General features: G+C 60.2%; 16 protein-coding genes. 5 read left to right on the top strand and 11 right to left on the bottom strand.

Features of this window, described 5'->3' with window-relative positions:
• Positions 1-23 precede the first annotated feature (23 nt).
• Entirely contained in the window at positions 24-1,112 is a 1,089-nt protein-coding gene (aroC, locus tag ABNU55_RS08820) for a chorismate synthase (RefSeq protein ID WP_348764309.1), read from the top strand.
• 27 nt (positions 1,113-1,139) lie between these two features.
• On the opposite strand, the gene ABNU55_RS08815 is transcribed toward aroC, so the two are convergent.
• The 5 genes from ABNU55_RS08815 to ABNU55_RS08795 all read right to left on the bottom strand — a co-directional run bounded on the left by ABNU55_RS08815 (position 1,140) and on the right by ABNU55_RS08795 (position 4,084).
• Positions 1,140-1,508, bottom strand: a complete 369-nt coding sequence (locus ABNU55_RS08815; protein WP_290753674.1) for a hypothetical protein — start codon at positions 1,506-1,508, stop codon at positions 1,140-1,142.
• An 86-nt stretch (positions 1,509-1,594) separates the two neighbouring features.
• Positions 1,595-2,410 carry a ferredoxin--NADP reductase gene (locus ABNU55_RS08810; RefSeq protein WP_348764308.1) on the bottom strand — a complete coding sequence of 272 codons (816 nt, stop codon included), beginning with the start codon at positions 2,408-2,410 and terminating at the stop codon, positions 1,595-1,597.
• Between the two features lie 219 nt (positions 2,411-2,629).
• Positions 2,630-3,007 carry a PRC-barrel domain-containing protein gene (locus tag ABNU55_RS08805; RefSeq protein ID WP_290753679.1) on the bottom strand — a complete coding sequence of 126 codons (378 nt, stop codon included), beginning with the start codon at positions 3,005-3,007 and terminating at the stop codon, positions 2,630-2,632.
• A gap of 81 nt (positions 3,008-3,088) precedes the next feature.
• On the bottom strand, positions 3,089-3,679 hold the full coding sequence (locus tag ABNU55_RS08800; RefSeq protein WP_290753682.1) for a thymidine kinase: 591 nt from the start codon (positions 3,677-3,679) through the stop codon (positions 3,089-3,091).
• Positions 3,680-3,727: 48 nt separating this feature from the next.
• A complete protein-coding gene (locus tag ABNU55_RS08795) occupies positions 3,728-4,084 on the bottom strand; it encodes a DUF1491 family protein (protein ID WP_290753684.1) in 357 nt (118 codons plus the stop codon).
• A gap of 88 nt (positions 4,085-4,172) precedes the next feature.
• Here ABNU55_RS08795 and ABNU55_RS08790 point away from each other — a divergent pair, with 88 nt between their 5' ends.
• Complete coding sequence (locus tag ABNU55_RS08790; protein ID WP_290753686.1) at positions 4,173-4,424, top strand: hypothetical protein; 252 nt, start codon at positions 4,173-4,175, stop codon at positions 4,422-4,424.
• Between the two features lie 14 nt (positions 4,425-4,438).
• Here the strand turns inward: ABNU55_RS08790 and ABNU55_RS08785 are convergent, their stop codons facing one another.
• Positions 4,439-6,085 carry a HAMP domain-containing sensor histidine kinase gene (locus ABNU55_RS08785; RefSeq protein ID WP_290753689.1) on the bottom strand — a complete coding sequence of 549 codons (1,647 nt, stop codon included), beginning with the start codon at positions 6,083-6,085 and terminating at the stop codon, positions 4,439-4,441.
• Positions 6,086-6,223: 138 nt separating this feature from the next.
• On the opposite strand from ABNU55_RS08785, the gene ABNU55_RS08780 reads away from it, so the two are divergent.
• On the top strand, positions 6,224-7,297 hold the full coding sequence (locus tag ABNU55_RS08780) for a hypothetical protein (RefSeq protein ID WP_290753693.1): 1,074 nt from the start codon (positions 6,224-6,226) through the stop codon (positions 7,295-7,297).
• An 83-nt stretch (positions 7,298-7,380) separates the two neighbouring features.
• Entirely contained in the window at positions 7,381-7,806 is a 426-nt protein-coding gene (locus tag ABNU55_RS08775; protein ID WP_290753696.1) for a SufE family protein, read from the top strand.
• On the opposite strand, the gene ABNU55_RS08770 is transcribed toward ABNU55_RS08775, so the two are convergent.
• A complete protein-coding gene (locus ABNU55_RS08770; protein ID WP_290753698.1) occupies positions 7,769-8,152 on the bottom strand; it encodes a helix-turn-helix domain-containing protein in 384 nt (127 codons plus the stop codon). The two genes, ABNU55_RS08775 and ABNU55_RS08770, sit on opposite strands and share 38 nt — an antisense overlap.
• Before the next feature lie 155 nt (positions 8,153-8,307).
• Positions 8,308-8,937 (bottom strand): hypothetical protein, encoded by a 630-nt coding sequence (locus ABNU55_RS08765; RefSeq protein ID WP_290753707.1) that lies wholly within the window; start codon positions 8,935-8,937, stop codon positions 8,308-8,310.
• On the opposite strand from ABNU55_RS08765, the gene ABNU55_RS08760 reads away from it, so the two are divergent.
• Positions 8,936-9,100 (top strand): hypothetical protein, encoded by a 165-nt coding sequence (locus tag ABNU55_RS08760; protein WP_290753709.1) that lies wholly within the window; start codon positions 8,936-8,938, stop codon positions 9,098-9,100. The genes ABNU55_RS08765 and ABNU55_RS08760 overlap by 2 nt on opposite strands.
• 437 nt (positions 9,101-9,537) lie before the next feature.
• Here the strand turns inward: ABNU55_RS08760 and ABNU55_RS08755 are convergent, their stop codons facing one another.
• From ABNU55_RS08755 to ABNU55_RS08745, 3 genes are all read right to left on the bottom strand, one after another.
• Positions 9,538-10,542 (bottom strand): IS1595 family transposase, encoded by a 1,005-nt coding sequence (locus ABNU55_RS08755; protein WP_290753711.1) that lies wholly within the window; start codon positions 10,540-10,542, stop codon positions 9,538-9,540.
• Positions 10,543-10,642: 100 nt separating this feature from the next.
• Positions 10,643-11,146, bottom strand: a complete 504-nt coding sequence (locus ABNU55_RS08750; RefSeq protein ID WP_290753713.1) for a PAS domain-containing protein — start codon at positions 11,144-11,146, stop codon at positions 10,643-10,645.
• Between the two features lie 165 nt (positions 11,147-11,311).
• Entirely contained in the window at positions 11,312-11,725 is a 414-nt protein-coding gene (locus ABNU55_RS08745) for a MucR family transcriptional regulator (RefSeq protein ID WP_290753716.1), read from the bottom strand.
• Positions 11,726-11,823: the final 98 nt, after the last annotated feature.

Here is an 11,823-nt window from a genome sequence, read left to right as displayed (position 1 = left end):
AGCCAGACAGACGACGGGCAGCCATGTCGCACAATACGTTCGGCCACCTTTTCCGCGTGACCACCTGGGGCGAAAGCCACGGGGCGGCCATTGGATGCGTGGTGGATGGCTGCCCGCCAAACCTGCCGCTGGATGAGGCCTTCGTGCAGGGCTTTCTGGACAAGAGAAAGCCCGGCACCAGCCGCTTCGTGACCCAGCGCAAGGAGCCGGACGAGGTCCGCATCCTGTCCGGTGTCTTCGAAGATGACCGCACGGATGGGCAGGTCACGACCGGCACGCCGATCTCGATGATGATCGAGAATGTCGACCAGCGCTCCAAGGATTATTCGGAAATCCGCGACCGCTACCGGCCGGGACATGCCGACTATGCCTATGACCAGAAATACGGCGTCCGCGACTATCGCGGCGGCGGCCGCAGCTCAGCGCGTGAGACTGCGATGCGGGTCGCGGCAGGCGCCGTGGCGCGGCGTGTTCTGGGCGATGGCATCACCATTCGCGGCGCGGTGGTCCAGATTGGCCCACACATGATCGACCCCGAAAACTGGGACTGGAACGAGACATCCAACAATCCCTTCTGGTGCCCAGATGCGAAGACGGCAGCCCAATGGGAAGACTTCCTGGACGAGACCCGCAAGGCAGGCTCCAGCGCCGGCGCTGTGGTCGAGGTTCACGCTTCCGGCGTGCCGGCCGGCTGGGGCGCGCCCATCTATGGCAAGCTCGATGCTGAACTTGCCGGCGCCATGATGAGCATCAATGCCGCCAAGGGCGTGGAGATCGGCGCAGGCTTTGCGGCAGCGGCCTATTCGGGCGAAGAAAATGCCGACGAGATGCGCATGGGCAATGAGGGCGTGCGCTTTCTGTCGAACAATAATGGCGGGGTCGCAGGCGGCATCAGCACGGGTCAGGACGTTGTCGTGCGCGTGGCGATCAAGCCGACCTCATCCATCCTGACGCAGACCCGGTCTGTGACACGCGGCGGCGATGAAGTCGATGTGCGCACAAAGGGCCGTCATGACCCCTGTGTCGGCATCCGGGCGGTTCCGGTCGCAGAAGCGATGATGGCCTGCGTCCTGGCGGACGCAAAGCTGCGCCATCGCGGTCAGATGGGCTAGGCTCTCACGGCTTCTGCGCGCGAAGGCTCAGGACCCAAGCGCATTCCAGAGATCCTGCGAGCAGATCATGCGAGTCGAATAGTCGGCATTCGGCGCGTGATACCAGGTCTTTGAAGTTTTGCCTGGCTCTACCCCGTCTGAGTAATCCATGAAGTCGCTGCCATCAGACCGGCCATCGGCATAGTCGACAAAGGCCGTCACGCTCTGGCTGGAATGATTGACAAAATAGACATAGCCTTGGCCGCCGCTAACGCCGGAATGGCGCGTGACACGGCCGCCATCGTCACAATAGCTGTCGCTCGTATGAGACTGGTCCGGATAGTAATAATCAGAGGTGCTTTCGCAGCCCGACAGGATCAGGGCGCATGCCCCGGCAGCCACATATACAGCTTTCATCGATAGGAATCTCTAGGTGGAACAGAGTCCTATTTAGCTATCTGGCATTTTCCAGCGCAACTGAAATTTTGGCCCAGGTGGTGTCCCTACCCCACAAATGCTTTCTCGATGACGAACTCGGCCGGGGCGGCGTTGGAGCCTTCGGTGAGGCCCGCCTCCTGCATCAGTTCTTTCATCTCCAGCGTCATGGGCATGGAGCCACAGATCATGGCCCGGTCAGTCGACGGGTCGAGCAGCGGAAGGCCCAGCTGTTTGAACAGTTCGCCCGAGCGGATGAGATCGGTCGGCCGACCCATGCGCGGAGAGTCTTCCTGCGTGCAGGAGGTAAAGAGTTTAAGCTTGCCGTGCACCATTTCGCCGACGAGCGGGTCATTCACCAGATCCTCAACCAGCTTGGTGGAGTATTGCAGCTCCCCATTCTGGCGGCAGGTATGGGTGACGATCACATCCTCGAACTTCTCATAGGTTTCCGGGTCCCGCACGAGGCTGGCAAAGGGCGCAAAGCCGGTGCCGGTGGAAAACATGTAAAGCCGCTTGCCCGGCGTCAGCGCATCGAGCACCAGCGTGCCCGTCGGCTTCTTGCCCAGAAGCACCTTGTCGCCCGGCTGGATCTTTTGCAGGCGTGAGGTCAGAGGCCCGTCCGGCACCTTGATCGAATAGAATTCCAGGGACTCGTCCCAGCTTGGCGAAGCGACCGAATAGGCGCGCAGCAGCGGTTTGCCATTCTCGCGCGGCAGGCCGATCATCACAAACTCGCCCGAGCGGAAGCGAAAGCTCTGCGGGCGGGTAATCCGGAAGGAAAACAGCCGGTCTGTATAGTGCTGGACCTCGAGCACGGTCTCTTCGGTCGGCGCGTTCGGATTGACGCGCGGGGCGGCTGTCTCAGTGCTGGCAGTCGTCATCTCTCATCCCAATTCGTTCGACAGTTTCGCAATTGACCCGTTCCCGCCCCGGAAACAAGGGCGTTCATGGACGCAATAGAAGAACTAAAAGCCGATGGCTATACGCCTTATTCCCTATCGATAATGCCTCGCATTTGCAAATGAAGGATGCAATCGATACGAAAAAAGGGCCGGCGCGCGGCCAGCCCTTCTCCCGGATATGTATGGGCGCGGGAAGATCTAGTCGGCGCCGACCACCCAGTAGCGTTCGACCTTGTAATAGTCGAAAGCCGAGTCGCGCGCGGCCTTGCCGTCATCCTTGGTCAGCTCCTTGAGCGAATGGGCGGGCGCATCCTTCAGCTGTTTCTCCGAGAAGGGCACGACATAGCCGCCCTTGTCCTTCTCATAGTCGAGCGAGGCCCATGGAATGGCGTGGAATTTCTCGCCGATACCGAGAAAGCCGCCAAAGCCGACAACGGCAAACATGATGTTGTTGTCGAGCTTGTTGAGCATGACGTCCTCGATCTCTCCGATCTTGTCGCCGGTGGTCGAATAGACGTCGGTGCCGATGACGCGTGAGGCGCGGATGGCTGTGGTATGTCCGTCAGGGGTAGGCATGGCAGGTCCTTTTTGTCTGCTGTCAGCTGGAGCGTTCTGCTCCATGCCCGATCAACCCGGCCAGCAGGCTGGAGGTTCCCCTCAGTCGCGATGAAGGCCCGTCGTTTCCTTCCAGTGCGCCCGGCAGAGGGAGACATAGTGCTCCTTGTCGATATCGACCTGCTGGCCTTTGGTCTGGGGCCTGCCATCTTCACCGAAACGGGCCGTCATGGTGGCCTTCTTGCCGCAATGGCAGATGGTGCGGATCTCGCGCAGGCTGTCGGCAATGCCCAGCAGCTCGGCCGCCCCCTCAAACAGCTTGCCCCGGAAATCGGTCCTCAGACCGAAACAGAGGACCGGGATGGAAAGCGCATCTGCGACGCGTGAGAGCTGCCAGACCTGAGCGCGCGTCAGGAACTGGGCCTCGTCCAGCAGGACCGCATCAAGCGGCGTTTCGACATGAACGGCCTGGGTCGCAGCGAAAAGATCGATCTGGCTTTCGAACATGCGCGCCTCGGCGCAAAGTCCGATACGCGAGGAGATCATCGCGACCCCGTCAGGGTCGGCTGCTACGTGCGGAGAGGTCCAGAGGGTCACCTTCATGCCGCGCTCGCGGTAATTGTGTGCCGACTGCAGCAATATGGTCGATTTTCCCGCATTCATGGCGGAATAGGTGAAATAGAGTTTCGCCAAACGCACATCCTCCCCTGATGCTACGGCGTTCTGCCCAGACGAACCAGATCAGGACGATTCTTCGGGCGCTTCGACATCTTCTGTCAGGAAGGTCCGCCCTTCCTTGTCCTCAATCTCGATGACCCAGAGGTCGCTGTCACGCTCGCGTGCGCGGCGGACATAGGCATCGGCCTCCGCCTCGCTCTCCCCGACGCCCTGCAGGCGGATGTCAGAGAAGATACGCTCGCCCTCCATACTGGTGCGCGGAACATAGACGCGCGCCCCGCCGGCAAGGTCGGCCACCTTGATGATGACGTCGCCGCGCTCCCTGTCGCCTTTCTGGACAATGAAACAGCTTGCCCCCGCCACTTGAACGCGGCGCACAAGTGCATCTACCCAGAGCCAGCTTGGCAGGCGGTCTTCCATCGATCAGAGCCCTTTCGCTTTCCGGCATGCCGCTTGCAACACGCTGTTCACCTTAACACGATCCTAATGCGCGAAGTCAGACCCGACCATGTTCAGCCTCTTCACCGCCGCCTCTTCGCTCCTGCAGATGTCTTCACAGCCAATCCGGGGCGGCGTCAACGCACTCTCGCTGGGCGGCAAGGATGTGATCGCGGCGCGCGCGCAGGATGTTGCAGGGTCGAGCCTCCTGCCGCTGCAAGTCTTGATCGTCCTGATCGGCGCTTTGCTGATCAGCGGCTTTCTGCTCCTGCTGCGTGAATCGCGGATCGAGCGCAACGCGGCGCGGAACAAGCGCCACTAGCCCTGCCCCTGTTATCAGCCGACGGCTTCGTCCGCTTTCGATTCCGGGTCTGCTGTATCTTCCTCCACCGCCTTGGGCAGGATGACGCGCACGCGCGTGCCTTCCCCGGGGGCGGTATCGATAATGACCTTGCCGGTCATCAGATCGGCAAAGGACTTCACCACAGCCAGGCCTAGACCCGTGCCCGCCCTGCCCCGCGCATTCGACCCCTGCTGGAAGGGACGCGCCACCAGTTCCAGGTCGCTCGCAGTCATGCCGGTCCCGGTATCGCGCACCGACAGCGCGACTGTCGACGTGCCGGACCGGGCGTCGATACTGACGGTTGAGCCCGGCGAAGAATATTTGATCGCGTTGGAGAGAAGGTTCTGCCAGATCTGGCGCACCGCCCGCGCATCGCCAGTGGCCCACACCTCGCCGGTCGCCCGCTGGCGGATATTCACACCGGCCCGTTCGGCAAAGCCAGAAAGCTGAGCAATGACGGACTCGCTGCTGGCCACAAGGTCCACCGGCTCCAGCTCGAGCCGCGTACTGCCAGCCTCGGCCTTTGCATAATCCAGGATGTCCTCAACGGTGAGAAGCAGGTCCTGTCCGCTCTCATGGATGAGCTGGACATATTCCTTGTAGGCCTGCGGAAGCTCACCGCGCAATTCATTGCGCATGAGGTCGGAGAAACCGAGAATGGCGTTGAGCGGTGTCTTCAGCTCATGACCGAGACTGGCAAAGAAGGCGGTGCGCTCCTCCAGGGCCACTTCGGCGGCCTGCGCCCGTCGCTCGGCATCGCTGGCGATCGTCTCAGCCGCCTCTGTCTGCGGGCTGTCTTCCTGGCTGGCCTCAGTGATGAAGACGCGGGTCCCGGCTGCGTGCGGGTCGAAAATCAGCTCCAGCGGCGTCTCACCGATGTCTAGCGTCAGGGCGGTCCCGTCAGCGGACAGGGCATCGCGCAGACAGTCCTCATGCTCTTCGGGAAAGGCATCTGTGAAGGGCTGCTTGTGCTGGGGTGCCAGAGAGACGGCGAGCTCGCCCGAGACCATGCGCACGCGTCCGTCGCCTGCGACGTCTACAATCATTACCGGGCCGGGGTTTGGCCGGGCCTCTGCCCTGGCGCTCGCGTTGACGCGCGCATCTGTTCCCCGCCGGTTGCGCGCGCCCCTTGAGACCGGCGATTTCAGACTGGCGGCAAGAAGCACCGCGCCGGTCGCAAGCGCCCCGATGGCAAGCAGGCCGCTCGGAGGGCCAATCGCTGGGTCCATGATGCTGGTTTCGAGGAAGGCAGCCGCCGCGATGCTGGCCGCCAGCGCAACCAGTGAGAAGAACGCAGCCTCAAGTGCGCGGGTCCGCCAGCCGAAGGCGAGCGCAAAAAGCGGCGCGAGCCCAGCCGTCAAAAGGGCTGGCGAGGCAATTCCCCCCGTCAGGGAGACAGCGATGACCGACAAGGCGATCCATGGCAGGACAGCAAGCGCAACCTTGCGCCCCACGGGCCAGCGCTTGCCTTTCAGGGCGACGATAATCGTCGAGACCGCCGGCAGCGCGGCGCCAGCGAAAATAGCGGCGGCAGCCACCTCCGGAAGACCGGACACCCCGCCGGCAAGGCTGGCGGCCAGGGCGGTTGCCAGCCAGATCAGAGCGGCGGTGGGGACTGCGCTTTTAAACACTTCGTTCATCTATCAGTTAGGATTAACGCTCATTCTCGCCGCTGAAGAATACAAGTTGAGTCGCCCGTGGACTGATCATAGACTACGGCTTGTAGCGCGAGAATGATAGAGCACGGATGTGCCGGCGCTCTTCCAGAGGGAAACAGAATGACACTCGGAAAATTTCACGCAGCACTGACGGCCGGGGTTTTCCTCGCTGTTTCCGCAACGGCCCAGGATGCCGGCGACACCACTGCGCCAGAGACGGGGGCTGAAGCCGCCTCCGCAGAAGGTGCGGCAGCGCCGACCATCAGCGCCTTTTCAATTACTCCGGCGCCCGATCCCCTTTCTTCCGCAGCGGCTGTCTATGCCACCTATCAGAGCGACGTCAGCGACATCGAGCAGCACAAGTTCGAGAATGTTGAGGGTATCCAGGAAGCGCTGACAGACCTTGGCAGCCAGAATGCCGAACAGCTGTCGCGCGGCTGGATTGCCTATTCCGCCCTCGTCGCCTCGCAAAGCCCTGAATTCCGCGCCGCCGTGCGCGATGTCGAAGGCTATTACGGCCGCGACTTCCTTGTTCGTGGTCTGCAGACTGACAGCCGGTATGCGCGCAAGATCAATGGCGGTACCACCGCCGTCGGCGCGGCGCTCAATGCCGGTGCGGCGGACGCCCAGCGGCTTCAGTCGACAGCCGAATACGTCAAGGAACAGGCCTATAGCCTCCAGGCCTTTGGCTGGGCCAAGGGCAAGCTCGGCGATTCGGGCGCCCTCGCGACACGTCTGCGCGCCGATTCCATGATCGGACGCACCGCGCGCCCCAACATGACCACCGCACTCGATGCGCCGGACATCGGCTCTGTCCTCTCGACAGCTGGCCGCAGCGGCGCCCCGTCCGTCTGGAACAGCGTCAGCGGCAGTGCAGACCGGCTGCAGGTCGTGAATGTCAGCAATATCACGTCCAGCAACAGCCCGCTCAGCGTCTCTGTCGGCAGCGAACAGGTCGCCGACAAGATCGCGACCCTGGCTGTCTACCGCGTGCTTGGCAGCGAAGATGCCACGGGCGTTGCACCGGTTCAGAGCGCCATGACCGAAGGCCAGACGAGCGGCTGTATGAATATGGCACAGCTCAACCTTCAACAGTGTATCGCTGCCACGCACCAGCATTTTGAGGTGCCTTTCTGTCTTGGCGAACATGCGCTCGCTGAGATTGGAAGTTGCATCGCCAAGGTCAGCAATTAGGCTTGCCCGTATTCAATCTCTCGCCCCGCCCTCAACTGGGGGTCGGGGCTTTCTTTTGAGCTTTTGATACCCAGATTGGCGACATGACCGTTCAGGAACGTGCCAGCGATATTTCTGCCGAATTCGAGTTTCTCGACGACTGGGAAACGCGCTACGCTCACATCATCGACATGGGCAAGGCCAACTCGCCTCTGGCGCCCGAAGAGCGCACCGAAGAGACACGGGTGCGCGGCTGCGCCTCCCAGGTCTGGATGGTGCTCACCGAAAGCGAGGACGGGCGTCTCGATATCCGCGCCGAGTCCGATGCGCTGATCGTATCGGGCCTCATCGCCATCCTCATCCGGCTCTATTCGGGCGCGAAGGCGAGCGACATCGCAAGCTTCGATGCCCTCGCCTTCTTTGAAGAGATCGGCGTCAGCGAGACGCTGTCAGCCCAGCGCTCCAACGGACTTGCCTCCATGCTGGAGCGGATCAACTCAGTTGCAGCGACTGCAACGGACGCGGGCTGAGCGACAGATCCCTCTGGTGCTGCTCGATATTGGCGGCGCCTTTCAGCCGGGCTTCAAGTTCGTCGAGCCAGTTGTCGACATCCGGATCATCGCGCATGTCCTCTATCCTGTGACAGGCATGGGCCACGGTGGACCGGTCGCGCCCCAGCGCTGAGGCAACGCGCGCCAGGCTCATCCCCAGACCGATATGCGACAGGTACATCGCCACCTGCCTTGCTCGGACGATGCGGTGGTCGCGCTCCGCCGAGGACAGGATCAGCTCCGCCGGAATCTGGAGCGCGTAGCCTGTCAGGCCGACCGCCAGGCGGACGCTGTGCTCGTCGCGTAGTCGCTGTTGCGTGTTCATAACCTACTCTCCTCTGTCTGAACTCTCCCACCTTAGAGCGAGGAGACAGGGTGTAGGATATTATTCCTAATTATATACGTGACAAAGCATGTGTGATTCGGATATAGAAGACGGCGACAGGCCGGTACAGGAAATTGAGATTACCCATCAAATGATCAGGGCCGGAGTGGGCGCATGGGCTGAATGGTCAGAGTCTGATGATGCTTACGCTGAAAATCTTGTAAGGCGGATTTTTCTGGCGATGTGGTCTCGTAGCGCTGATCAATAAGGGCAAGTTCGGGGACGCAGCGCGCTATAGCTAGCCCTCTTTCAAGTTCCCTGAAATCTGGCGACGTGATCGCGTACTCGTACCTGACCCCCTTAAGCTCGCCCTGTACCCACACAGCATCCATGCCATCGCGAAAGTTGACTTGGCAGCTACCATGAGCAAGCACATTACGCACGATGTGAAGATCTAGAGTGGGCTTGAATACGCGCCGCAGCATCCGGACCGTTTTCGGCAATCGCGGTTTTAGTAGCCCCAGCTCATCGTTAAGGCGGCCATGTTTCTTCCTGTACGATATGAAACTGCGCCAGTCTTTGTTTGAGCCGTTTTCGTCTGTGACCGCTTCCAGCAGTCGAGATATCGAGCGCTCGAAATCCGACCAGGCCAAGAGAAAGGAGCCGATGTCGGTAGCTATATCTTTCGAGACAGTCGTGTGTCCGGTTGGTGGCGTGCTATAGACGCTAAGTCCCGGCGTCATGTCCGGCAATTTGAAATCTGGCGGATCAGGGAGAATGCTCATGAATGATGCCACGCAAAAATTCAACGACACCCTCAAGCGGCTGATGGACAGCAAGCCAAAGCCACAAGAGGACGTGAAAGACGAGGCGAAATCTAAGCGTGAGTCCGAGCGACGGCACAAGATGGGGGCAATCGATCCTATAAATCGGCGATATAAAAGTTAGACTAAAAGAAGAGGCGCGAGCAACAGCCCGCGCCCCCGTAGTGCGTCAAAGAAGAAGCAGTGCCAGCAGGATGAGTGCCCGCCGGTCAGCCTTCAATGACAGAGTGAACCGGAGTTCCATAATCTGTCCTCCGGCCACAGGCATGCCCGTGACCCAAGGTCTCGGACGGGATTTATATACCGCGCTGCCACGCGGTCGATGGCGATAAGTGCACATCACGTCCATCAATTCACGAGACGCCTGAGTGACCCGATCGGCAGGTTTCGCAGCATCCCTTCGCCGACGTTAAGCGCGCCGACTACTAGCCTCGCTAAAGGCTTCCCTTGTCCCGTCATCCGACGGGGTGGGTAAGCAAAGACTAATCGTGGACCGTCTCAGAGTCGATTCATTTGGGATGACGGCGCTTCCTGTAGCGCTTGAAGGCCCTCGCCAGCTGCTTAGGCGAGCGCGGCTTCACCAGTCCGCCGATAGGTCAGGCGCTTGCCTGCCACGGCTTTGAGAAGCTGGTTGTGACGGTCTTCATCGTTCACGCCGAGCGCCTGACGGCGGTTATAGCGGAAGTCGAACTCTGAGAGGTAGCGGTGAAGATGGGCTTCGCCGCAGTGCTGATACACACCAATCATGCCGCGCTTGAAGACAGAAAAGACATTCTCAATCGTGTTGGTGTGAACGCCTTTGCGGGCATACTCACCAGCAGAGTGATTGACGGTCTGGTGATCGGCATACTCGCGGCCAGTCGTCGTGTAGAGGCGGGATTCGTCGGTGTAGAGCTTGGACTTACGGTCTGCGTTGCGGACCAGAATGTCACGCACCTGCGCCTTGTTGGCGATGCGGACATGGAAGGAACGCACGCGTCCACCGCGCTCAACGAGGGAGACGACAGGGCGCTTCTGGTTGCCGCCTGACTTGAGGAAAGGACGGCCTTCCTTGATGCGGCGCGGGGAGACGTAAGGCACGTCACGTTTGCCGATATAGGTCTCGTCGGCTTCGACAATCTTGCCTTCGCCACCGAGAGGGCCAGACGTGGAGTTATCTTCTTTCATGGCTTCGCGGATGCGGTGAAACATGAACCAAGCTGTCTTGTAGGTGACGCCAAGCATGCGGTGCAGTTGATGGGCAGACATGCCCTTCTTTGAGGACGCCAGAAGGTAGGTAGCGGCCAGCCACTTGTTCAGCGGCACCTTAGAGCGTTCGAACACGGTTTTAACGGTGACGGTGAACTGCTTGCGGCAGCCGTTGCATTGATAGAGGCCCTTGCGCTCCTTGCCCTCTGGATGGGCTTTGGATGGACGCGCACGGGCACCTTTAATCGGAGTGACGTGATCTTCGCCTACGCATCCGCAATGCGGGCACACGGCGCCGTCCGGCCAGCGCTGCGCTTCAAGGTGTTCGCGCGCTGCGTCTTCGTCGGTGAAGATTGGATCTGTAAGCGAAATAGACATTGCGTTTCTCCGTTGAGCTTTTATCGCCCAAAACGGATTGCTTTGTAAAGTATATAATTAGGATATTATTCCTAGTATGGGAAATCAATCTCCTGCGAGATCAGGCTGCTGCGGCCCTTCCCGTCAGGGGATTCAGGCAGAAGAGTGGGCGTGACGCACGCGGCTTCTTGCGGCGGATAATGTCGTGGCACAGCATCAGGCTGGGGCTGGACTCAGCCGGGTCGGCGCGCAGCGGCAGACGCAGCCAGGCATGGTAACTGTCGGCAAGCTCGGCGATGCCCTTCTGCGGTCCTGTGGACTGGGCGCCGAGATCAAGGCCCGTGCGCCAGAGCGCGGCCAGGCTGGCTGGCAGCTCATCAATATTTCGGCCGCGCATGTCGGCGCCGATGAGATGCCGCAGCTGGGTGCCGACAAGGCGGAATGTGGCCTGCTCACCGGAGCTATCAAGTTCGAGGATGGACAGGCTGCCCAGATGCGCGCGGAGCGCACCCGGATCGATATCGCTGCGTGTGGGGGCCGCCTGCATCCCCCTGATCTGTAACCAGTAATCGACAATCTCATTCTGAGCGTCGATCAGGCGAACAACATCTGCTTGACTCTTCATCGTCAGCCACCCTGTGCGATTCGTTAGAATCAGGTGTGTCGCAATTCGATTCGCGCGGCAAGAGTCAATCAAATAAAAATTAACCAAGATTGCCGAAATATTTCATTTCGGCAACGTAATGGTTTGGCGTTTTCAGTATTCGGGGCGCCGGCCTAGAAAAGCGCCCTATTTCTTGCCGGTACCGAGGCCCATCTTCTTGGCAAGTTGAGACCGCTTGCGCGCATAACTCGGCGCGACCATCGGATAGTCAAAGGGCAGGCCCCACTTTTCGCGGTATTCGTCCGGCGTCATGTCATATTTGGCGCGCAGGTGACGTTTGAGCGACTTGAACTTCTTTCCGTCCTCCAGACAGATCAGATAGTCGTCAGTGACCGATTTCTTGACCGGAATAGCCGGCTTTGCCTCGGGCGCCTGCTTTTCCTCGGCACTCAACCCGTTCAGGGCCGCATGCACGTTGCGGATCAGACCCGCAAGGTCGCTGCTCTGAACCGGATTGTTGCTGACATAGGCTGCCACGATTTCTGTCGTGAGTTCCAGGGTGTCAGTTGCCGCGATATTCTTCTCGGTGCCGGTTTCCACGCGTATCTCCTATATTTCTCAACCAATTCAAATTCATCTAGATGAGTTGAGTTCCCAGTACACGCAAATATGTGCACAGGGAATAACTATAGGACACA

The sequence above is a fragment of the uncultured Henriciella sp. genome, from assembly GCF_964005855.1.
GTDB lineage: Bacteria > Pseudomonadota > Alphaproteobacteria > Caulobacterales > Hyphomonadaceae > Henriciella.
This window is presented reverse-complemented; position numbering and strand designations above follow the sequence as displayed.